The following is a 20157-nucleotide window of genomic DNA, read 5'->3' on the forward strand; positions in this document are numbered from 1 at the left end:
TGCGTCAACTGGTGGGTGCTGAGGGGTTCGAACCCCCGACCTACGCCTTGTAAGGGCGCCGCTCTACCAACTGAGCTAAGCACCCCACCTGAACGGCTTGTATCAGTTCAGCGCGTCCTTCAGCGCCTTGCCGGGACGGAACTTGGGTACTTTGGCGGCCTTGATTTTAATCGTTGCGCCGGTGCGTGGATTGCGGCCCGAGCGTGCCGCCCGCTTGCCGACCGCGAAGGTACCGAAGCCCACCAGCGACACGGTACCGCCCTTGCGCAGGGTGGTCTTGACGGCGCCAATGGTCGCTTCCAGGGCGCGCGTGGCGGCAGCCTTGGAAATGTCGGCGTTCTTGGCAATGTGTTCGATCAGCTCGGTTTTGTTCACGAAGGTGCCCCTCTTTCAGGATATTTCAGGAATCTGGAGAAAGCGACATCGGGTTGGCTGGACTGATGGTTTCGCCCATCCCCGTTGTTCGCCAGACCTGCGCCTAGGCCGTCAGCCAAAGCAGCGTGGCACCGCCTGGTGCCCATCCGCCACTCGGCAAAAGCCCGGCCAGCGAGCGATGCATTCTAGACGCAATAGCCCGCCGGCCCGCCGCGCCGCGCCCTGCTGGTGCGATGACGCAACAACAATTCACAAAGTCGAGCGCTGTCGTGAGATATGGAGCAGCTTCGTCAGGACGTCTGGCCCGCGGGGGGCCGCACGACCAGGGCCGTCAGGGCCATGCCGGCGAGGGTCGTCGGCGTGATGGGCTCATCGAACAGCACCCATGCGATCGAGAACGCGTAGCGAATCAGAAAAAGGTGAACGGCGGCGCGTACGGCATGCCGTAGCGCGCGACGATGAAGCCGGTGGCCCAGATGAGGACGAACACCGCCGGCATCCAGCGGACCAAGGCGGAAGTGCCGACGCCGGGATCGCCGCTCATCGAACGCGCGCGCGAATCTCGGGCAGCGCCTTCTGCAGGTAGTACACCATCGACCACACGGTCAGCACCGCCGCCAGCCAGATCAGCCACTGGCCCCAGGCGCGCGTATCCACCAGGCCGAACAGGTGCCCGTCGTACAGCAGGAAGGGGATGGCCACCATCTGCACCGTGGTCTTGAGCTTGCCGAGCATGTGCACCGCCACGCTGCGGCTGGCGCCGATGCGGGCCATCCACTCGCGCAAGGCCGAGATGGCGATCTCGCGCCCGATGATGATCAGCGCCACGAACACGTCCGTGCGCTGCAGGTGCACCAGCACCAGCAGCGAGGCGCAGACCAGGAACTTGTCGGCCACCGGGTCGAGGAAGGCGCCGAAGGACGAGGTCTGGTTGAGCTTGCGCGCCAGGAAGCCGTCGAGCCAGTCGGTCCAGGCGAAGACGATGAACATCACCGTGGCCACCAAGTTGCGCGTTTCGGGCGCCAGCGGCAGGTAGAACACGCCGATGATGAGCGGGATCGCGACGATGCGTGTCCAGGTCAGCAGGGTCGGCACGGTGAAGAACATGGTGGGCGATTGTGTCACGCCGCCGGCGCGCGGCGGGCCGCGCCCGGCGCAAGACCACTTGCTACTTAATACATAGCTGTTGGCCCAGTATCCGTGCTGGCTGGAGGCCGATTTTGCTTGAAACCACGCCGCAGGGCGGATTCAATGCAGCGCGCGGTAGATGTCCTCGGCCAGCGCGCGCGAAATGCCCTCCACCGTGGCCAGGTCGTGTACGCTGGCCGCCTCCACGCCGCGCACGCCGCCGAAGCGCTGCAGCAGGCGCGCGCGCTTCTTGGGGCCGACGCCGGGAATCTCCTCGATGCGGCTGCCGCCCACGCGCACCCGGTCGCGCTGCGCGCGCATGCCGGTGATGGCGAAGCGGTGCGCCTCGTCGCGGATCTGCGCCACCAGCATCAGGGCGGCCGAATCCCTGCCCAGCCAGACCTTCTCGCGCCCGTCGGCGAACACCAGCTCCTCCAGGCCGACCTTGCGGCCCTCGCCCTTCTCGACGCCGACGATCAGCGACACGTCCAGCGCCAGCTCGGCGAACACCTCGCGCGCCACCGCCACCTGCCCCTTGCCGCCGTCGACCAGCACCAGGTCGGGCATGCGCACGGTGGCGGCGTTGCCCTGCTCGCCCAGCGCCTCGGCGATCTTGCCGTAGCGGCGCCGCAGCACCTGGCGCATGGCGGCGTAGTCGTCGCCGGGGGTGATGCCCTCGATGCCATAGCGCCGGTACTCGCCGCCCTGCATGCGGTGGCCCTGGAAGACGACGCAACTGGCCTGCGTGGCCTCGCCGGCGGTGTGGCTGATGTCGAAGCATTCGATGCGCAGCTCATCCAGGTTGTCGGCGGGCAGGTCCAGCGCTTCGGCCAGGGCGCGCGTGCGCGCCTGCTGCGAGCCCTCCTCGGCCAGCAGGCGGGCCAGTTGCAGGGCGGCGTTCTGCTCGGCCATCTCCAGCCACGCGCGGCGCTGGCCGCGCGGCGCGTGCGTGGCCTGGATGCGCGCGCCGGTCTGCTCGCCCAGCGCCTTCAGCAGCGCGGCGCTGACCGGCTCGCTGCTGATGAGCTGCGCCGGCGCGGGCACGCCCAGGTAGTGCTGGGCGATGAAGGCGTCCAGCACCTGCGCCTCCACCGTGGGCAGCTCGGCGTCGCCGCGCTCGGCCGCCAGCGCGTGCGCGTCCTCCACGTGCGTGGGGAAGTACGCCCGGTCGCCCAGGTGGCGCCCGCCGCGCACCATGGCCAGGTTGACGCAGGCGCGCCCGCCCTGCACCTTGACGGCGAGGATGTCCACGTCGGCCTCCGACCCCACCTCCACCGCCTGCTGGTGCAGCACGCGCGAAAGCGACTGCATCTGGTTGCGGATGGCGGCCGCCTGCTCGAACTCCAGCGCCTCGGCGTGCGCCATCATGCGGCGCTCCAGCACCTGCAGCAGCTCCTGCGTCTCGCCGCGCAAGAATTGCTCGGCGTGCGCCACGTCGGCCGCGTAGTCGTCGACGCCGATGTGGCGCACGCACGGGCCGGAACAGCGCTTGATCTGGTACAGCAGGCAGGGCCGCATGCGGTGAGCGAACACCGTGTCCTCGCAGGTGCGCAGGCGGAACACCTTCTGCAGCAGCTGGATGGTTTCCTTCACCGCCCACGCGCCGGGGTACGGCCCGAAGTAGCGGTGCCGCTTGTCGGTGGCGCCGCGGTAGTAGGCCATGCGCGCGTAGGCGCCGGCGGGCGGAAAGCCCTCGCCCGGGTCGCGCGGCGCCTGGCCGGTGCCGGTGATCTTCAGATAGGGGTAGCTCTTGTCGTCGCGAAAGAGGATGTTGTAGCGGGGCGCGAGCTGCTTGATCAGGTTGTTTTCCAGGATCAACGCCTCGGCCTCGGAACGCACCACCGTCGTCTCCAGCCGCGCGATCCGGCCCACCATGTGGCCGATGCGCGTGCCGCCGTGGTCGCGGCCGAAGTAGCTGGACACGCGCTTCTTCAGGTGCCGCGCCTTGCCCACGTACAGCACCTGCCCGGCCGCGTCGTAGTAGCGGTACACGCCCGGCAGGCCGGGCAGCGCGGCCACCTGCGCCAGCAGCTCGGGCGCGTGGCCGGCGGTCGACGAATCGGCGGGGGCGGGCACGTCGGGTTCGCTCATGCGCGGCAGTTTACGGGCGCGCCTGGGCAACAATCGCCCGATGGTCATGCCGTCGCTCACCTGGGACGTGTTCTGCCGCGTCGTGGACAACCACGGCGACCTGGGTGTGTGCTGGCGCCTGTCGCGCGAGCTGGCCGCGCGCGGCCACCAGGTGCGCCTGTGGGTGGACGACGCCCGCGCCCTGCCCTGGATGGCGCCCGGCGCACTGCGGGGCGCCGTGCCCGGCGTGCGGGTGCTGCCCTGGACGCAGCCCCTCGATCCCGCGGTTCTTGCCGCCCTGCCCCGCGCCGACGTGTGGGTCGAGGCCTTCGGTTGCGAGCCGCCGCCGGAATTCGTCGCCCACGGCTCCCAGGCCGTCATCGCGCCGCCGCCCGTGTGGATCAACCTCGAGTACCTCAGCGCCGAGCCCTGGGTCGAGCGCATGCACCGCCTGCCCTCGCCCGTGCCGCGCGGGCCGGCGGCGGGCTGGACCAAGTGGTTCTTCTATCCCGGCTTCACGCCGGGCACCGGCGGGTTGCCGCGCGAACACGACCTGCCCACGCGGCAGGCCGCTTTCGACCGCGCCGCGTGGCTGGCAGCCCAGGGCATCGACTGGCGCGGCGAGCGGCTGGTGTCGCTGTTCTGCTATGAGCCGCCGGCCCTGCCCGCGCTGCTGGCGCAACTGCGGGCCGCGCCGCGGCCCACGCGGCTGCTCGTCACCGCCGGCCGCGCAGCGCAGGCCGTGCGCGCCGCTCTTCAAAATCAAAATGGCCACCAACCCGCACTGGTACTGCGCGAACAGCTATCGATTTCATACCTGCCGCACCTGCCGCAGACCGCCTACGACGAGCTGCTGTGGGCCTGCGACCTCAACTTCGTGCGCGGCGAGGACTCGCTGGTACGCGCCCTGTGGGCCGGCCGGCCCTTCGTCTGGCAGCCCTACCCGCAGCACGACGGCGCGCACCACGCCAAGCTGGACGCCTTCCTGGACTGGTTGGCGGCGCCGCCCGGCCTGGGCGCCTTCCACCGCGCCTGGAGCGGCATCGGCGCCGCCCCGCTGCCCATGCCCGACGAGCCAGCGTGGGCGGACTGCGCCCAGGGCGCGCGGCGCCGCCTGCTGGCGCAGAACGACCTGCTCACCCAACTGGCCGGCTTTGTCCGCGAAAAACGTTAGAATTCAAGGCTTTGCAAAAACCCGCCGGCGGCCGCGAACAGCCAGCCTGCCGGCCCCGGCGCACGTCGCCGCAGCGCGCACAGAACGCCTAGAGCCAGTGCACGAGCGGCCCACGCTCCACCTTCCACTGGAATCTCTACCCATGAAAATCGCTCAGGAAATCCGCGCCGGCAACGTCATCATGCACGGCAAGGATCCGATGATCGTCCTGAAGACCGAATACGCCCGCGGCGGCCGCGGCGCCGCCACCGTGCGCATGAAGCTCAAGGCCCTGCTCAACAACATGGGCACCGAGGTCGTCTTCAAGGCCGACGACAAGATGGACCAGGTCATCCTCGACCACAAGGAATGCACCTACTCCTACTTCGCCGACCCCATGTACGTGTTCATGGACGCCGAGTACAACCAGTACGAGGTCGAGGCCGAGAACATGGGCGACGCCCTGAACTACCTCGAAGACGGCATGGCCGTCGAAGTGGTGTTCTACGACGGCAAGGCCATCTCCGTCGAGCTGCCCACCACCGTGGTGCGCGGCATCACCTGGACCGAACCGGCCGTCAAGGGCGACACCTCGGGCAAGGTGCTCAAGCCGGCCAAGATCGCCACCGGCTTCGAGGTGGCGGTGCCGCTGTTCGTCGCGCAGGACGACAAGATCGAGATCGACACGCGCACCGGCGAATACCGCAAGCGCGTCTGAGGCCACGCGCCGCCCGACTCGCCCAAGGCTCCGGTTTCGGAGCCTTTTCGCCTTCTAGCCCGCGTGGATGTTGCGCCAGTCGCTTCCAATAGAATAGCAATCATGGAAACCACCGAAGACATCAGGGAGTCCACGCCGCTCAGCGACGCCTGGGCCGCGCTGCAGGCCCATGCCGACCGCGGCGAGCCGCTGGAGCCCGATGCCTACAGGCTGGCCTTCGCCGACCCCGAGTTCCTGCTGCGGCGCGAGACGCGCGGCATCCGCTTCCAGCTCGAGCTGCTCAAGCCCGACCTGGGCCTGGCGGCGGCCGGCATCCACCACACGGTGGTCTTCTACGGCGGCGCGCGCTTCGTCGCCCCCGAGGTGGCCGAGCAGCAGCTGGCCATCGCGCGCGCGGCCGGCGACGCGCAGGCCCTGGCGCTGGCCGAGCGCGCCCTGCGCACCTCGCGCTACTACGACCAGGCGCGCGCGTTCGCCCGCCTCGTCGCCAGCTACAGCCTGCGCCAGCCGCAGGCGGAAAAGCTGTTCATCTGCACCGGCGGCGGCCCTGGCGTGATGGAGGCCGCCAACCGCGGCGCCGACGACGTCGGCGTGCCCTCGGTCGGCCTGAACATCGCCCTGCCGCACGAGCAGGCGACCAATCCCTACGTATCGCCGCACCTGGCTTTCAAGTTCCACTACTTCGCGCTGCGCAAGATGCATTTCATGATGCGCGCCAAGGCGCTGGTGGCCTTCCCCGGCGGCTTCGGCACGCTGGACGAGCTGTTCGAGGTGCTCACCCTGGTGCAGACGCGCAAGGCCAAGCCCGTGCCCATCGTGCTGTTCGGCCACGACTACTGGAACCGCTTGCTGAACCTGGAGCTCCTGGTCGAGGAAGGCGCCATCGCCCCCGAGGACCTGGCGCTTTACCAGATCGTCGACACGCCCGAGGCGGCGTGGGACGCCATCCGCCAGTTCTACGGCCTGTGACCGGGCGACGCGGCTAGAATCAGGCACCGGGCCCAGGATTTTCTGGCCCGGTTTTTTGTGCCCGCTTTACAGGGCGGGCACAGAGCCGGCGGCCAGGCCAAGCGCCCTTCCCTCAATCCGAATGGAGCTTGGATCATCATGGAAATCTTCGACTACGACCAGGTCCTGCTGCTGCCGCGCAAGTGCCGGGTGGACAGCCGCGGCGAATGCGACGCGGGCATCGACTTCGGCGGGCGGCGCTTCAAGCTGCCGGCGGTGCCCTCCAACATGAAGACCGTGGTGGACGAGCGCGTGTGCGTCTGGCTGGCCGAGCACGGCTACTTCTACGTCATGCACCGGTTCGACCTGGACAACGTCGCCTTCGTGCGCGACATGAAGGCGCGCGGCCTCTACGCGTCGATCTCGCTGGGCGTCAAGGCGCCCGACTACGCCACGGTGGACCGGCTGGCCGCCGAAGCCCTGGTGCCCGAGTACATCACCATCGACATCGCGCACGGCCACGCCGACTCGGTGCGGGACATGATCGCGCACCTCAAGGCCCGGCTGCCGCGGTCCTTCGTCATCGCCGGCAACGTGGCCACGCCCGAGGCGGTGATCGACCTGGAGAACTGGGGCGCCGACGCCACCAAGGTGGGCGTGGGGCCGGGCAAGGTGTGCATCACGCGGCTGAAGACGGGCTTCGGCACCGGCGGCTGGCAGTTGAGCGCACTGAAGTGGTGCGCGCGCGTGGCGACCAAGCCCATCATCGCCGACGGCGGCATCCGCAGCCACGGCGACATCGCCAAGAGCATCCGCTTCGGCGCCACGATGGTCATGATCGGCTCGCTCTTCGCCGGCCACGAGGAATCGCCCGGCCGCACGGTGGAGGTCGATGGCGAGCTGTTCAAGGAGTACTACGGCTCGGCCAGCGACTTCAACAAGGGCGAGTACCGCCACGTCGAGGGCAAGCGCATCCTGGAGCAGATCAAGGGCAGGCTGGCCGACACGCTGGTCGAGATGGAGCAGGACGTGCAAAGCTCCATCAGCTACGCCGGCGGCCGGGCGCTGCTGGACATCCGCAAGGTCAACTACGTCATCCTGGGCGGCGACAACGCCGGCGAACATCTGCTGATGTGAGACGGATCTCAAGCCATTTCGGCCTATATCCGGCGCTGGTATTGCGCCAGCAGCTATCAGTTCAATAGTTACCGACCTGGCGGCGGTCAGCGCAGCAACTCTTGCACCATCCGGTTCAGCCGGTGGCCGGGCCGCGCCAGCGCATCGACGATGCTGAAGTGGTTCAGCCCCGGCAGCGCCGCCGCCACCGGCACGCGCTCGCGGCCCCAGGCGCGCTGAATCAGGCGGTTCTGGCGCAGGTACTCGCCGCTCTCCTGCGCCCCCGCCACGCCGACCAGGCGCCCATGCCTGGGCGCCGGCAGCCGCGCCGGGCTGGCCTCGTGCACCTGGCGGGGCGTGAGGCGCAGCACCTCCTGCAGGCTGGGCGTGTGCATCAGCGGCTCCAGGTCGTACAGGCCCGACACGCCCATGGCCGCGCGCACCATGCGCGGGGGCAGCGCCGGGTCGAACGCGTCCCAGGCGCAGGCCAGCATCATCGCCGCCGCGTGGCCGCCGGCCGAGTGGCCGATCACCGTGATGCGGCGCGCGCTGCCCTTCAGGCTGGCGGCGTGGCGCCACGCCCAGGCCACGGCGCGCGCCACCTGCAACGTGATCTGCGGGATGCTGAGCCGCGGGCAGAACGCATAGTTGGGCACCACCGCAGCCGCCCCCATGTCGTGCAGCGCGGCGGCGATGAAGCTGTGCTGCGACTTGTCCAGCGCCTTCCAGTACCCGCCGTGCACGAACACCACCACCGGCGCGCCGGCGCGCGGCGCGGCGAAGGCGTCCAGCCGCTCCTGCGGGCCGTCGCCGTAGGCCACGTCCAGCGTGCACGGCAGAGAGCGCCGCGCCAGCGCCGATTCGGCCGCCCAGCGCGCGAAGTACGCGCCGTGGTCCGGCACGCGCATGCGGTTGTTGTACATGCGCTCCAGCCACTGCGTGTCGGGCAGCTCGCGGGGCGGGAGGTGGCGCAGGGATGGGTCGGGACGGTCCATGGTGGGACGAGATTGTCTCAAACGGCGGGCCCCCGCCAGACACCGCCCCGGAGCCGTGGTTGCGGGTCGTGCCGGGCTGCGGCAATTCAGTGCCTGAAGTGCCCGAAGCCTGCCCTCCATCTGTGCGATAAGCTATCTTTCAAAGAGCAAATTCGGCGCGGCATGGTCGCCGGTTCAGGCGCCGGCCGCGCCAAGCAGCCGAACACCACTCCTCGCAGCCACTGGTTCGCCGGCTCTTGGGCCTGCGCCTCGGCGCACGAACCTGGATATCCCGCCAAGTCGGCCGAGACTGGCCCATCCTGAAATGAGTTGACACCAGAACGGTTAGAAATTGCCGGGGCCACCCAGCGATAGACGCCCGGCACACTGCATCGGGCGTTTGCATTCTCAGCAACAGATGCGGTCGCTCGACGCCCCACACATCGACGCGGCGATGGCGTGGATTGGGCACGCCACGGCATCCGTGCGCTTCGTGTTCGTCAAGTCCTTGTCGGAATTCTCATTTCGCCGCCCGCTCCTGGCGAGGCGAGCGATCGGCGACCATCGTTCCAGATCGGAATCAAACCGCCGCGCTTCTGGTAACGCTTCACATTATTATCATCATTTTGATGATATAAAATAATTATAATACTACTATAGTACGGAATTTTTTAATTCTATCGTGCTCTTCTAAAAGATAAGAAAACTCCCTCACCGTCATGCCCATCGACCGACTCTCAGGAATGACCCAAGCGCAACGCGATCGGCTCGCGTTCGTTGAGCTACGCCTGCGCTTCGTGGGCGAAATCCGCCGACAAGACTTGATCACGCGCTTCGATATCCAGGCAGCAGCCGCAACGCGGGACATCGCGCAGTACAAGGAATTGGCCCCGCGCAACATGGAGTACGACCCCAAGGGCAAGGTCTACGTCCGTGCTCCGTGGTTCCGACCTCTGTTCGACTTTTCGGCCGGGCGCGTGCTCGTCTGGCTGTCTCAAGGGTATGGCGATGCCGAGCCAGCCCCGTGGAAAGGCGCGGTGCCGACCGAAGGCACCAGCCTGACGAGCCACATTGATCTCGAATTGGTGCCGGTGTGGGAGGCGCTGCACCAGTTGATTCGCGCGCTGAACCAGCAGGGCGAATCGGCCGCCGGCGCCCTGCTGGCCCGCATGCCCAACCAGGCCGACACCACCCGCGCCCTGGCCTACCGCCTGTACACCCTGTGCGAGCGCAAGGGCTGGGCCGAGGAAGCGCGGGCGTACAACGAACTGGTCACGGCCTGGAGCGCCGTTGAGCAGGCGGCGGGCGAGGCGGGGGTGGTGGGGTCGCAGGCGCAATGGGAGATGTGAGGTACCCATGACTTCCTCTGCACAGCAAGCCCTTGCCGTAAGCCTGCGTCAATTCTCTACTCGCTGCGGAGACAATTTCCTGGCCGTAGGGCGCACGCTCTTCCTTGAGCAGTTTCACGCCAATCCGCTGACCCATGCGCCAATACAGCATCGTCAACGTGCTGTTGGCCATCTGCGCCACATGCTGGCGCGCCTGCTCGATCAACTGGCGCAATTCGCCCAGCAGCGCGGTGTCGGTCTTGGCGGGAACGGTCATGGCTGGCTCCCTAAAAAATCGCCTTGCAGGGCACGGTCGAGCACATCGATTTCGCGTTGAACTTGCAGGCTCAAGGGCGCGTCTAGATACGCCACGCCAGCGTGCAATCTGCCATGAACCCTGCGCCGGAATTCACGCAGCCCGCTTGCCAGTTCACGCATGGCGGCAACGTCTGCTTCGTCCAGTGGAATGTTCAGCGTATGCGGCTCGTTCAGTGACCGCGCCAAGTCGTTGTGGCTCAGGTACTTGTCCCGAATGCGCTTCAGACCCGATGCCTCCCAAATGGCATGCACGCCATGCACGTCCGAATCCGTATCAACTCGAACCTCAGCCAAGCGCTTCAAACTCAAGTTATCCATCGCCCGACGACCCTGCCCAGTCGCGGCAGGGTCCATCAGCCGCGACATGCGCATCAACAACGATTCCATGAGCGCGGTTTGCGTCAAGCGGTGGAACAGAGGCATGTCCCGCGCCAGCACAGCCAGCCCTTGCCCCTGCGCTTTGAAATACAAACATTCAACGGCTTCCCACAACAACTGAATGCCGGTGATCTCCTTGCTCAGGATGTCCCACATCGGTGTGGCATCGGCTTCACGGATCGAAATCTATGGCACATGAAGCGCTTCGCCGACGCGTTTCCCGACGAAAAGATTGTCTTCGCACTGAGTGCAGTGTTGTCGTGGACGCATTTCCGTCAGTTGATCTATCTGGATCGGCCTTTGCAGCGCGAGTTTTATGCCGAGATGTGCCGCGTCGAACGCTGGAGCACACGCACGCTGGAGAAGAAGATCGGCGGCATGCTCTACGAGCGCACCGCCATTTCCAGAAAGCCCGAAGCGGTGGTGGAGATGGAGATTGCCAAGCTGCGCGCAGGCGATACGGTCAGTGCAGAGTTGGTATTCCGAGACCCCTACCTGCTGGATTTTCTGGGCCTGCAAGGCGCCTACAGCGAACGCGACATGGAGTCCGCCATCCTGGCTGACATCGAGCGCTTTCTGCTGGAGATGGGCGACGGCTTTTGCTTCGTGGCCCGACAGAAAAGGCTGATCATCGGGCGCGATGACGAGCCTGTCCTGAATTTTGTGTTCGAGGCATAGCATGACGACCAGGAACATGTATGCCGACGAGCAAGACGAAGATGAAGAACGCGGCGATCGCCGCCAAGATGGCGGCGCTGCCGTCGATCCCGAAGGAGCTGATTGACCAGTTCGTCTCGGGGCCCATGACCGGCGATGCCGTGAACGCGGCGACGGTGGCATTCAAGAAGGCGTTGATCGAGCGCGCCCTGGGTGCCGAGATGTCGCACCATTTGGGCTACCCGAATGGCGCGAGCAAGCCCGGAGGCCGGCACTGCCAACCAGCGCAACGGCCGCAGCGCCAAGACCGTGCTGACCGACGATGGGCCGCTGCGCATCGAAGTCCCGCGCGACCGCGCCGGCTCCTTCGAGCCGGTGCTCATCCCCAAGCACGAACGCCGCTTCACCGGCTTCGACGACAAGATCGTGGCCATGTACGCGCGCGGCCTGACCATGCGCGAGATCCAGGGCTTCCTGCTGGAGAGCTACGGCGTGGAGGTGTCGCCCGAGTTCATCAGTTCGGTCACCGACGCCGTCATGGCCGAGGTCACCGCCTGGCAGGCGCGCCCGCTGGAGCCGAGGTACCCGGTGGTCTTCTTCGACGCCTTGCGCGTGAAGATCAAGGAAGACGCGGTGGTGCGCAACAAGGCCATCTACCTGGCCCTGGGCGTGCTGCCCGATGGCACGCGCGACATCCTGGGCTTGTGGATCGAGGGCACCGAAGGCGCCAAGTTCTGGATGAAGGTGTTCAACGACTTGAAGACCCGCGGCGTCAATGACATCCTCATTGCCGTCACCGACGGCTTGAAGGGCATGCCCGAAGCGCTGGCGGCGGTGTACCCGGCCACCACGCTGCAGACGTGCATCGTGCACCTGATTCGCAACTCCCTGGACTACGCCAGTTGGAAGGATCGCAAGCTGCTGGCGGCGGCCATCAGGCCGATCTACACGGCCGCCAGCGCAGAGGCGGCCGAGGCCGAACTCGACGCCTTCGCTCAAGGCCCGTGGGGCGTCAAGTTCCCCACCGTGGTGGCGGCCTGGCGTCGGGCGTGGGACCGGGTGATTCCGTTCTTTGCATTTCCACCGTCCATCCGCCGGGTGATCTACACGACCAACGCCATCGAGAGCATCAACGCGCGACTGCGCAAGATCATCAAGACACGGGGACACTTCCCCAGTGACGATGCGGCCTCCAAGCTGATCTGGCTGGCGCTGCGCAACATAACGGCCGACTGGGGACGGGCAGCCAAGGATTGGAAGGAGGCGATGAACCAGTTCGCGATACTCCACGAAGATCGCTTCACGCAGCCGACCCATGGCGCCAGCAAGCAAGGAGGTTGAACCATGAATACATGGCTCAACCGGGGCGCCTCCGGCGGCCTGGCAGGGGCCTGAAGACAGAAGAGAAATCAATCGAGAGCAGATCAACCAACCGCCTCGAACACAAAAATTCAGACAGGCCCGCGATGACTTCTATCTCGATCTGCTGTTCTATCACCGCAAGCTGCGGCGGCTGGTGGCCGTCGAGCTGAAGCTGGAACACTTCCAGGCCGGGCACAAGGGCCAGATGGAGCTGTATCTGCGCTGGCTGGACCGCTACGAGCGTCAGCCGACGGAAGAAGCGCCCATTGGCCTGATTCTTTGCGCCAGCGTGAACCGGGAAGAGATCGAAGTGCTGCAACTGGACGGCTCCAGCATCCGCGTGGCCGAGTACCTGACGGAGCTGCCGGATCGCGAGGCGCTGCGCGTCAAGCTGCATCAGGCCATCGAATTGGCGCGCAACAAGGCCGTGGTTGCGCTGCCGCATGCAAAAGATCGTGGAGAAGAAATATGAGCCTGAAACCCTGGCGCGAGATCGCCGAACCCCATGCCGACGTGCGCGAAGGCAAGTTCCAGCAGGCCGAGTTCGCGGCCGATTTGTCGCGCGTGCATGCGGGCACGGCCAATGCCGAATACCAGAACCCGGCGCTGTTTTTTCAGCGCACTTTCATCACCGAAGGCATGCACTTGTTGCTCAATTCGGTGGTCAAGCGCCTGGCGGGCCAGGGGGGCGATCCGGTCATTCAGCTTCAAACGGCCTTTGGTGGCGGCAAGACGCACACCATGCTGGCCGTCTATCACCTGGCCAAGGGCGAAGCGCCCGCCAGTGATTTGCAGGGCGTGCCCGCCATCCTTGATGCGGCAGGCGTGACGGAACTGCCGAAGGCGCGCATTGCAGTGCTCGACGGCATCAAGTCTTCGCCCAACCAGCCGGTGGTGAGGGATGGGCAGAGCATTCGCACCTTGTGGGGCGATCTGGCATGGCAACTGGGCGGCGCCGAGGGTTATGCGCGGGTGGCGGATGCCGATGCTTCGGGCACATCGCCGGGCAAGGAGGTGCTGGCCGATCTGTTGGGCCGCTACGCGCCCTGCGTGATCCTGATCGACGAGTTGGTGGCCTATGTGCGTCAGTTCGAGGAGGGCAAGGCGCTGACGGGCGGCACCTTCGATTCGAACCTGAGCTTTGTGCAGGCGCTGACGGAGGCGCTGAAGGCCGTGCCGACCGCGGTGCTGCTGGCCTCTTTGCCGGAGTCCAAAAAGGAGGCGGGCAGCGAGCGCGGGGAGAAGGCGCTGGCTTCGCTGTCGCACTACTTTGGCCGCATTCAGGCGCTGTGGAAGCCGGTGGCGACCGAGGAAGCGTTCGAGATCGTGCGCCGCCGCCTGTTCAGCAACATCAACGACAAGTTGGCGATGGAGTCGGTCTGCCGGGCGTTCGCGGACTACTACATCGCCCATCGCGACGACTTTCCGCAAGAAACGCAGGACAGCAAGTACCTGGAACGGCTGGTGCGCGCCTACCCGATTCACCCCGAGGTGTTCGACCGCCTGTACGAGGACTGGTCGACGCTGGACAACTTTCAGCGCACGCGCGGCGTGCTGAAGTTGATGGCCACGGTAATCCACCGCCTGTGGGTCGATGGCAACAACGACCCGCTGATCATGCCCGGCAGCTTTCCGCTGATGGATGTCAGCACCTTGAACGAGGTGATTTACTACCTGCCGCAGGGCTGGACGCCGGTGATCGAGCGCGACGTGGACGGCGAGCGTTCGGAAACCTGGGAGATCGAGAACAAGGACACCCGCTTTGGCAGCGTGCAAGCCTGCCGCCGCACCGCGCGCACGATTTTCCTGGGCAGCGCGCCCAGCACATCGAGCCAGGGCGTGCGCGGGGTGGAACTGGAGCGCGTCATCCTGGGTGTGGCCCAACCGGGGCAGCAGCCCAGCCTGTTCAAGGATGCGCTGCGCCGCCTGGGCGACCGACTGCATTACCTGAACGCCGCCAACAACCGCTTCTGGCTGGACACGCGCCCGAACCTGCGGCGCGAGATGGAAGAGCGCAAGCGCCGCTTTCAAGACCGGGAAGACGTGTTCCCCGCCATCCGCGACCGTGTGAACAAGAGCTTTGCCGTCGGGGTGTTTGGCGGCATCCACGTCTTCACCGGCAGCGGCGACGTGCCCGACGACTGGGCGCTGCGGCTGGTGGTGCTGCCGCCGGACGCGGCCTTCAGCAAGAGCGGCCAGAGCCTGGCCACCGAGCGCGCGACCGAGATCCTGAAAAAGCGTGGCGACCAGCCGCGCTTCAAGCAGAACCGCCTGATCTTCGTGGCGGCGGACTACGACAGCGTGAGCCGCCTGAAAGACCACGTGCGCTCGCAGCTCGCGTGGTGCAGCATCGTCGTTGACTACAAGGACAACCGCATCGTTCTCGACAACCTGATGGCCCAGCAGGCGCAGGCCAGTCTGGATCAGGCCGAAGAAACGGTGCGGCGCATGATCCGCGAGACCTACAAGTGGCTGCTGGCGCCGGTGCAGGAGGCGCGGCCCGGCAAGGGCTTGTTGCCCATGCAGTGGGAGCATTTCGCGCTCAACCCAGGGGCGCCGAGCACCGCGCAGGAGATCGAGCGCGTGCTCAAGGACAACGAGCTGCTCATCAGCGAATGGGCACCCATCCATCTGGCCAAGATGCTCAAGGACTGGTTCTGGAAGGACGACGCCAAGGAGGTCGGCGCGCTCAACGTCTGGCAGCAGAGCTGTCAGCAGCTGTTCTTGCCGCGGTTGAAGGACGACACGGTCTTTCAGATGACGATGGCGGCGGGCGCCGAAAGCCGCGATTTCTTCGGCTTCGCGCAGGGCAAGGACGATGGGCGCTACGTCGGGTTCAGCTACGGCAAGCGCACGTCGCTGATCATGGATGCGTCGCTGAGGCTGATCGAACCCCTTGCCGCGGCAGCCTACATGGAGAGCCTGCGCGCGGCGGAGGAAGCATCGCGCACCAAGCCTGTCGATACGGGTACGGGTGCAACGACCGTCTTGGTGACCGGAGACGGTCGCATCCCCCCACACGTCAAGGATTCCGGCAAGGGCGGCGGAGCGGCCGGCGCCAAGAAGCAGTTCTACGCCAGCATCGACCTCGACCCGATCCAGGCCAAGCGGCAGTTTGCCGATCTGGTGGACGAAGTCGTGCAGCAGTTCACCCTGCGCCCCGGCGTGAGGGTGCGGATCGCCGTCGAGATTCAGGCCGAATCCCCGACCGGCTTCGACGACGGTCTTCAGCGCGCCGTGAAAGAGAACTGCAACGTGCTGAGGTTCAAGAGCGCGGAATTCGAGGCGGGTGAATGAACGCCTCCAAAGTCTTCGATAGACACGCAGGTAACCCTTTCGCGACGACACACGCAGAACGGACCTGAAGCCGGGGTGGCGCGCGGAACCCACAAACGAAAACGCCCAACCGAGAACGGTTGGGCGCTGAATAGTGGTGGAGAGGAGGAGGATCGAACTCCCGACCTCCGCATTGCGAACGCGGCGCTCTCCCAGCTGAGCTACCCCCCCACGAAGATCGCTAGTTTAGCGCGATCCGGGCAGGCGCGCGCGGCGCACCGACGCCATCCGCTGCACGACGCCGCCGAGCCGATCGATCTCCTCGTGGGTCTTGTAGAACGCCAGCGAAGGACGCACCGTGGTCTCCACCCCGAAGCGCCACGGGATCGGCTGCTCGCAATGGTGACCGGTGCGCACGGCGATGCCCTCCTCGGCCAGGCCGCTCGTGGCCGCTTTCAGGCCGCGCCCGGCAGGGCCAGCCGGGGCAGGGCCGCCCGCGCGTTGGCGCTGGTCACGGCCGCCCATTCCTCCACCGTCACGCCGCGCAGCCCGGCCACCACGGCGGCGATGCGGGGCAGTTCGCCCGGCTCGTTGCGGCCCTGGCGCTGGCCGGCGGCGCGCTGGTCGGCGGTGGCGTAGAGCCAGTGCGGCGGAATGTCGGGCGCGTCGGTTTCCATGACGATGGCCCCGGCGGGCAACTCGGCGGCGAGCGTGCGCAGGCGCGTGGCGCGCTCGTAGGTCGCCGCGCCGCCGAAGCCGAGCCTGAAGCCCAAGCCCAGCAGGGCGTCGGCCTGCTGCCGGCTGCCGCTGAAGGCGTGGGCGATGCCGCCAGGCACCGCGATGTCGCGCAGCCCCTTGAGCACCTGATCGACCGAGCGCCGCACGTGCAGGATCACCGGCAGACCGTGCCGGCGCGCCAGCCTGAGCTGCTCGCGGTAGAAGCGCTCCTGCCGCTCGCGCAGCGGGCCCGTGGCCAGCTCGGGCACGAAGTAGTCGAGCCCGATCTCGCCCACGGCGACCAGGCGCGGATCGCCAGCGTGGACGTGCAGCGCTTCGTCCAGCCGCGCCAGCGCGTCGTCGGCCGCGCGCGCCATGTACAGCGGGTGGATGCCCAGCGCGTAGGCGTCGCCGAAGCGGTGCGCCAGCGCCCGCACCGGCTCGAACGCGGCCGCCTCGACCGCCGGGATGACGCAGATTGCTACGTTTTCAATAGCTGCCCGCGCACGAACGGCGCCGGTATCGGGCCCAAACTCCTCCGCATCAAGATGGCAGTGGGTGTCGATCCAGGTCGGCATGGGCGCATCATGCCCGAGAACGCCACGCCGCCGCCCAACCGTGATACCGTGTGGCTTGTCGTCGTCACGAAGTCCGGGTGACCCCATGCGTCGAACCGCGCTGTACAGCCGATCCTCCCCCGCCGCGCCGCCGCCGGAACCCGCCGCCTCCCCGCGGCCGACGCCGCGCCCCGCCCCCCTGGCGCCAGCGCCTGGCCGCCGCGCTGCGCCACCCCGGCCTGTTGTGGACGGCGGTCGGCGCGCTGGCCCTGGGGCCGGCGCTGACCCACAGCCCCTGGTTCAACCCCGCGCCGCGCCAGCTGACGCAGGACGACATCAACGCCGCCGTCCTGCACACGCTGCAGAACAAGGCGCTGCCCTCGCAAGCGGCGCGCGCGGCGGCGATGGTGGGGCCGTCGCTGGTGCGCGTGGAGGGCCTCGTGGAAGGCCGCAAGGACAAGAAGGGCCACGCCGAGATGGGGCGCGGCGTGGGCACCGGCGTGGTCATCATCGACAACGGCACCATCTTGACCAACCTGCACGTGGTGCAGGGCGCCCAGCGCATCACCGTGACCTTCGCCGACGGCCTGGAAAGCCCCGCCGGCATCCTCAACATCCAGCCCGAGAACGACCTGGCCGTGCTGCGTGCCCACCGCATTCCGGACGACCTGCACGCCGCCACCATGCGCTCCACGGGCGACTTGGCGCCGGGCGACGAGGTGGTGGCCATCGGCTTTCCGTTCGGCATCGGCCCATCGGTGTCGGCCGGCGTGGTCTCGGGCCTGAAGCGCAGCCTGCGCTCGCCCGAGGGCGGCCAGCAGATGAGCAACCTGATCCAGTTCGACGCCGCCGCCAATCCCGGCAATTCGGGCGGGCCGCTGATCACCATGGACGGCCAGGTGGTCGGCATCGTCACCGCCATCCTCAACCCCACGACGGCGCGCACTTTCCTGGGCATCGGCTTTGCCGTGCCGATCGAGAACGCCGCCACGGCGGCCGGCCAGCCGCCGTTCTGACTTTTCCCCTGGAGCGCTCCCCCATGAATCCCGTCGACGATCCCCGCTTCGCCCAGAACCCCGGCACCGCCGACCTGATGGAGCGCATCCTCTACGAGGTCAAGCGCGTCGTGGTCGGGCAGGACCGCTTCCTGGAGCGCGTGATGGTGGCCCTGCTGGCCGGCGGCCACCTGCTGGTCGAGGGCGTGCCGGGGCTGGCCAAGACGCTCACCGTCAAGACCCTGGCCGGCGTGCTGCAAGGCCAGTTCAAGCGCGTGCAGTTCACGCCCGACCTGGTGCCGGCCGACCTGGTGGGCACGCGCCTGTACAACCAGAAGACGGGCGACTTCTCCACCGCGCTGGGCCCCGTCTTCACCCACCTGCTGCTGGCCGACGAGATCAACCGCGCGCCCGCCAAGGTACAGAGCGCGCTGCTGGAGGTGATGCAGGAGCGCCAGGTCACCATCGCCGGGCAGTCCCACCCCGTGCCCGAGCCCTTCCTGGTGATGGCCACCCAGAACCCGATCGAGACCGAGGGCACCTACCCCCTGCCCGAGGCGCAGGTGGACCGCTTCATGATGAAGGTGCTGGTGGACTACCCGAGCGAGGAGGAGGAGTTCGTCATCGCTCAGCGCGTGACCGGCCCGCGCATCGACGTGAGCCCGGTCGCCACCATGGACCAGTTGGCGCGGCTGCAGGGCGAGTGCCGGCAGGTGTACGTCGATCCCTCGCTGGTGCAGTACGCGGTGCGGCTGGTGTCGGCCACGCGCGCGCCGGCACAGGCCGGGCTGAAGGACCTGGCGCCGATGATCACCTTCGGCGCCAGCCCGCGCGCCACCATCGGCCTGATCGAGGGCGCGCGGGCGCTGGCCATGATGCGCGGGCGCACCTACGCCCTGCCCGAGGACATGAGCGACCTGGTGCCCGACGTGCTGCGCCACCGCCTGGTGCTGTCCTACGAGGCGCTGTCCGAGGGACTGGCGGCCGACCAGATCGTGCTGCGGGTCATGGCCAAGATTCCGCCGCCGCCCAGGCCGCTGCAGCACGAGAAGCTGGCCGCATGATCGATTGGCCGCGCCGGACAGCGCCGCCCCACGCGGTGCCCAACCGGCCGCGCCCGGCCGATCAGGCCGACGCTCCCGGCCGCGCCGAGCAGGTGCTGCGCCGGCTCGAGTGGACGGTGCTCAAGCGCCTCGACGGCGCGCTGCAGGGCGACTGGCGCACGCTGATGCGCGGCGCCGGGCTCGACCTGGCCGACCTGCGCGAATACCAGCTGCACGACGACGTGCGCCACATCGACTGGAACGTCACCGCCCGCCTGCGGCAGCCGCACGTGCGCGTCTTCAGCGAGGACCGGGAGATGGCGGCGTGGTTCCTGCTGGACCTCAGCCCGTCGGTGGACTTCGGCTCCGGCGCGCAGCCCAAGCGCCAGGTGTCGGCCGAGTTCGTCGCCGTCATCGCGCGCCTGCTCACGCGCCACGGCAACCGCGTGGGCGCCCTGCTCTACGGCGCCGACGTCGAGGCCGTGATCCCCGCGCGCGCCAGCCGGCAGCACGTGCTGCACCTGCTGCAGCGCATGCTGGCGCGGCCCCAGCCCGTCCCGGCCGGCCCCGGCGGCGCCACGCGCCTGTCCGACCTGCTGCGCGCTGGCGCGCAGGCGATCCGGCGGCGCTCCACGGTGTTCGTGGTGTCGGACTTCATCAGCGAGCCCGGCTGGGACCGGCCGCTGGCGCAGCTGGCCCTGCGCCACGACGTGGTGGCCGTGCGCCTGCTCGACCCTCTGGAGCGCGAGCTGCCCGACCTGGGCCTGGTCACCCTGCGCGACGCCGAGACCGGCGAGCACCTGCTGGTGGACACGCACGACGGCGCCTTCCGCCGCCGCTTCGCCGCCGCCGCCGCCCGGCGCGAGGCCGCGTTGCACGCCGCGCTGGCGCGCGCCGGCGTGGACGCGCTGGAGCTGGCCACCGACGGCGACCTGGCCGGCGCCATCGTGCGCTTCACCGACCTGCGCCGCCAGCGCGTCCGCCTGGCCGCCGGGGCGGGCTTGCCCGCGCACCTGCGCAAACCGGCCTGAAGGGCGAAAATGA

General features: G+C 67.8%; 18 protein-coding genes, 2 tRNA genes and 3 pseudogenes. 12 read left to right on the forward strand and 11 right to left on the reverse strand.

The annotated features are described in order from the left end of the window. Positions 1 to 9: 9 nt before the first annotated feature. The 5 genes and pseudogenes from IPG65_RS18160 to uvrC all read right to left on the reverse strand — a co-directional run bounded on the left by IPG65_RS18160 (position 10) and on the right by uvrC (position 3594). Positions 10 to 85: transfer RNA gene (locus tag IPG65_RS18160), tRNA-Val, on the reverse strand. A gap of 17 nt (positions 86 to 102) precedes the next feature. Next, positions 103 to 375 (reverse strand): HU family DNA-binding protein, encoded by a 273-nt coding sequence (locus IPG65_RS18165; RefSeq protein ID WP_124862790.1) that lies wholly within the window; start codon positions 373 to 375, stop codon positions 103 to 105. Between the two features lie 389 nt (positions 376 to 764). After that, positions 765 to 919 (reverse strand): annotated as a pseudogene (locus IPG65_RS18170) (EamA/RhaT family transporter); the annotation flags it as partial. Then, positions 916 to 1482 carry a CDP-diacylglycerol--glycerol-3-phosphate 3-phosphatidyltransferase gene (gene pgsA, locus IPG65_RS18175; protein ID WP_293192531.1) on the reverse strand — a complete coding sequence of 189 codons (567 nt, stop codon included), beginning with the start codon at positions 1480 to 1482 and terminating at the stop codon, positions 916 to 918. The gene pgsA and the pseudogene IPG65_RS18170, both read right to left, overlap by 4 nt. A gap of 141 nt (positions 1483 to 1623) precedes the next feature. Further along, on the reverse strand, positions 1624 to 3594 hold the full coding sequence (uvrC, locus tag IPG65_RS18180; RefSeq protein WP_293192534.1) for an excinuclease ABC subunit UvrC: 1971 nt from the start codon (positions 3592 to 3594) through the stop codon (positions 1624 to 1626). A 46-nt stretch (positions 3595 to 3640) separates the two neighbouring features. Between uvrC and earP the strand changes: the two genes are divergently transcribed. The 4 genes from earP (at position 3641) to IPG65_RS18200 (ending at position 7529) form a co-directional block, all read left to right on the forward strand. Next, entirely contained in the window at positions 3641 to 4747 is a 1107-nt protein-coding gene (earP, locus tag IPG65_RS18185) for an elongation factor P maturation arginine rhamnosyltransferase EarP (RefSeq protein ID WP_293193066.1), read from the forward strand. A 142-nt stretch (positions 4748 to 4889) separates the two neighbouring features. After that, entirely contained in the window at positions 4890 to 5444 is a 555-nt protein-coding gene (gene efp / locus IPG65_RS18190) for an elongation factor P (RefSeq protein WP_293192537.1), read from the forward strand. Positions 5445 to 5546: 102 nt separating this feature from the next. Further along, positions 5547 to 6413: a TIGR00730 family Rossman fold protein gene (locus IPG65_RS18195; RefSeq protein WP_293192540.1), complete on the forward strand. Its 867-nt coding sequence runs from the start codon at positions 5547 to 5549 to the stop codon at positions 6411 to 6413. Positions 6414 to 6551: 138 nt separating this feature from the next. Next, complete coding sequence (locus IPG65_RS18200) at positions 6552 to 7529, forward strand: GMP reductase (RefSeq protein ID WP_293192542.1); 978 nt, start codon at positions 6552 to 6554, stop codon at positions 7527 to 7529. Positions 7530 to 7615: 86 nt separating this feature from the next. On the opposite strand, the gene IPG65_RS18205 is transcribed toward IPG65_RS18200, so the two are convergent. Next, the gene (locus IPG65_RS18205) at positions 7616 to 8503 is read right to left on the reverse strand and encodes an alpha/beta hydrolase (RefSeq protein WP_293192544.1); all 888 of its coding nucleotides are present in this window, start codon (positions 8501 to 8503) and stop codon (positions 7616 to 7618) included. 698 nt (positions 8504 to 9201) lie between these two features. Here IPG65_RS18205 and IPG65_RS19440 point away from each other — a divergent pair. Next, positions 9202 to 9831, forward strand: coding sequence for a hypothetical protein (locus IPG65_RS19440; RefSeq protein ID WP_366819516.1), 630 nt, complete (start codon positions 9202 to 9204; stop codon positions 9829 to 9831). Here IPG65_RS19440 and IPG65_RS19445 read toward each other — a convergent pair. Both IPG65_RS19445 and IPG65_RS18215 read right to left on the reverse strand, forming a co-directional pair. Beyond that, positions 9755 to 10087: a DUF1016 N-terminal domain-containing protein gene (locus IPG65_RS19445; protein ID WP_293193662.1), complete on the reverse strand. Its 333-nt coding sequence runs from the start codon at positions 10085 to 10087 to the stop codon at positions 9755 to 9757. The two genes, IPG65_RS19440 and IPG65_RS19445, sit on opposite strands and share 77 nt — an antisense overlap. Then, on the reverse strand, positions 10084 to 10662 hold the full coding sequence (locus IPG65_RS18215; RefSeq protein ID WP_293192546.1) for a hypothetical protein: 579 nt from the start codon (positions 10660 to 10662) through the stop codon (positions 10084 to 10086). Before IPG65_RS18215 ends, IPG65_RS19445 begins: the two co-directional genes overlap by 4 nt. 39 nt (positions 10663 to 10701) lie before the next feature. Between IPG65_RS18215 and IPG65_RS18220 the strand changes: the two genes are divergently transcribed. The 4 genes and pseudogenes from IPG65_RS18220 (at position 10702) to IPG65_RS18235 (ending at position 15822) form a co-directional block, all read left to right on the forward strand. Then, a complete protein-coding gene (locus tag IPG65_RS18220; RefSeq protein ID WP_293192548.1) occupies positions 10702 to 11184 on the forward strand; it encodes a YhcG family protein in 483 nt (160 codons plus the stop codon). A 68-nt stretch (positions 11185 to 11252) separates the two neighbouring features. After that, positions 11253 to 12504, forward strand: a pseudogene (locus tag IPG65_RS18225) (IS256 family transposase). Between the two features lie 82 nt (positions 12505 to 12586). Next, positions 12587 to 12997, forward strand: a complete 411-nt coding sequence (locus IPG65_RS18230; RefSeq protein WP_293193068.1) for a PDDEXK nuclease domain-containing protein — start codon at positions 12587 to 12589, stop codon at positions 12995 to 12997. Then, on the forward strand, positions 12994 to 15822 hold the full coding sequence (locus IPG65_RS18235; protein WP_293192550.1) for a DUF499 domain-containing protein: 2829 nt from the start codon (positions 12994 to 12996) through the stop codon (positions 15820 to 15822). The genes IPG65_RS18230 and IPG65_RS18235 overlap by 4 nt, the downstream gene beginning before the upstream one ends. 134 nt (positions 15823 to 15956) lie before the next feature. On the opposite strand, the gene IPG65_RS18240 is transcribed toward IPG65_RS18235, so the two are convergent. The 3 genes and pseudogenes from IPG65_RS18240 to IPG65_RS18250 all read right to left on the reverse strand — a co-directional run bounded on the left by IPG65_RS18240 (position 15957) and on the right by IPG65_RS18250 (position 17096). After that, positions 15957 to 16032, reverse strand: a tRNA-Ala gene (locus IPG65_RS18240). A 15-nt stretch (positions 16033 to 16047) separates the two neighbouring features. Next, positions 16048 to 16239: pseudogene (locus IPG65_RS18245) on the reverse strand (aminotransferase class V-fold PLP-dependent enzyme); the annotation flags it as partial. Between the two features lie 17 nt (positions 16240 to 16256). After that, a complete protein-coding gene (locus IPG65_RS18250; RefSeq protein ID WP_293192552.1) occupies positions 16257 to 17096 on the reverse strand; it encodes a TatD family hydrolase in 840 nt (279 codons plus the stop codon). A gap of 77 nt (positions 17097 to 17173) precedes the next feature. Between IPG65_RS18250 and IPG65_RS18255 the strand changes: the two genes are divergently transcribed. The 3 genes from IPG65_RS18255 to IPG65_RS18265 are packed head-to-tail and all read left to right on the forward strand — an operon-like array spanning position 17174 to position 20144. After that, complete coding sequence (locus IPG65_RS18255; RefSeq protein WP_366932147.1) at positions 17174 to 18091, forward strand: trypsin-like peptidase domain-containing protein; 918 nt, start codon at positions 17174 to 17176, stop codon at positions 18089 to 18091. A gap of 23 nt (positions 18092 to 18114) precedes the next feature. Then, positions 18115 to 19134 (forward strand): MoxR family ATPase, encoded by a 1020-nt coding sequence (locus IPG65_RS18260; protein WP_293192554.1) that lies wholly within the window; start codon positions 18115 to 18117, stop codon positions 19132 to 19134. Then, positions 19131 to 20144, forward strand: a complete 1014-nt coding sequence (locus tag IPG65_RS18265; protein WP_293192555.1) for a DUF58 domain-containing protein — start codon at positions 19131 to 19133, stop codon at positions 20142 to 20144. The genes IPG65_RS18260 and IPG65_RS18265 overlap by 4 nt, the downstream gene beginning before the upstream one ends. Positions 20145 to 20157 lie beyond the last annotated feature (13 nt).

The sequence above is a fragment of the Ottowia sp. genome, assembly GCF_016703145.1.
Taxonomy (GTDB): domain Bacteria; phylum Pseudomonadota; class Gammaproteobacteria; order Burkholderiales; family Burkholderiaceae_C; genus Ottowia.

What these genes read in the sequence shown, in the direction of transcription:
- pgsA (WP_293192531.1), bottom strand. Translation starts at nt 1,482, where the DNA reads ATGTTCTTCACCGTGCCGACCCTGCTGACCTGGACACGCATCGTCGCG.
- uvrC (WP_293192534.1), bottom strand. Translation starts at nt 3,594, where the DNA reads ATGAGCGAACCCGACGTGCCCGCCCCCGCCGATTCGTCGACCGCCGGC.
- earP (WP_293193066.1), top strand. Translation starts at nt 3,641, where the DNA reads ATGCCGTCGCTCACCTGGGACGTGTTCTGCCGCGTCGTGGACAACCAC.
- efp (WP_293192537.1), top strand. Translation starts at nt 4,890, where the DNA reads ATGAAAATCGCTCAGGAAATCCGCGCCGGCAACGTCATCATGCACGGC.
- IPG65_RS18195 (WP_293192540.1), top strand. Translation starts at nt 5,547, where the DNA reads ATGGAAACCACCGAAGACATCAGGGAGTCCACGCCGCTCAGCGACGCC.
- IPG65_RS18200 (WP_293192542.1), top strand. Translation starts at nt 6,552, where the DNA reads ATGGAAATCTTCGACTACGACCAGGTCCTGCTGCTGCCGCGCAAGTGC.
- IPG65_RS18205 (WP_293192544.1), bottom strand. Translation starts at nt 8,503, where the DNA reads ATGGACCGTCCCGACCCATCCCTGCGCCACCTCCCGCCCCGCGAGCTG.
- IPG65_RS19440 (WP_366819516.1), top strand. Translation starts at nt 9,202, where the DNA reads ATGCCCATCGACCGACTCTCAGGAATGACCCAAGCGCAACGCGATCGG.
- IPG65_RS19445 (WP_293193662.1), bottom strand. Translation starts at nt 10,087, where the DNA reads ATGACCGTTCCCGCCAAGACCGACACCGCGCTGCTGGGCGAATTGCGC.
- IPG65_RS18215 (WP_293192546.1), bottom strand. Translation starts at nt 10,662, where the DNA reads ATGTGGGACATCCTGAGCAAGGAGATCACCGGCATTCAGTTGTTGTGG.
- IPG65_RS18220 (WP_293192548.1), top strand. Translation starts at nt 10,702, where the DNA reads ATGAAGCGCTTCGCCGACGCGTTTCCCGACGAAAAGATTGTCTTCGCA.
- IPG65_RS18235 (WP_293192550.1), top strand. Translation starts at nt 12,994, where the DNA reads ATGAGCCTGAAACCCTGGCGCGAGATCGCCGAACCCCATGCCGACGTG.
- IPG65_RS18250 (WP_293192552.1), bottom strand. Translation starts at nt 17,096, where the DNA reads ATGCCGACCTGGATCGACACCCACTGCCATCTTGATGCGGAGGAGTTT.
- IPG65_RS18260 (WP_293192554.1), top strand. Translation starts at nt 18,115, where the DNA reads ATGAATCCCGTCGACGATCCCCGCTTCGCCCAGAACCCCGGCACCGCC.
- IPG65_RS18265 (WP_293192555.1), top strand. Translation starts at nt 19,131, where the DNA reads ATGATCGATTGGCCGCGCCGGACAGCGCCGCCCCACGCGGTGCCCAAC.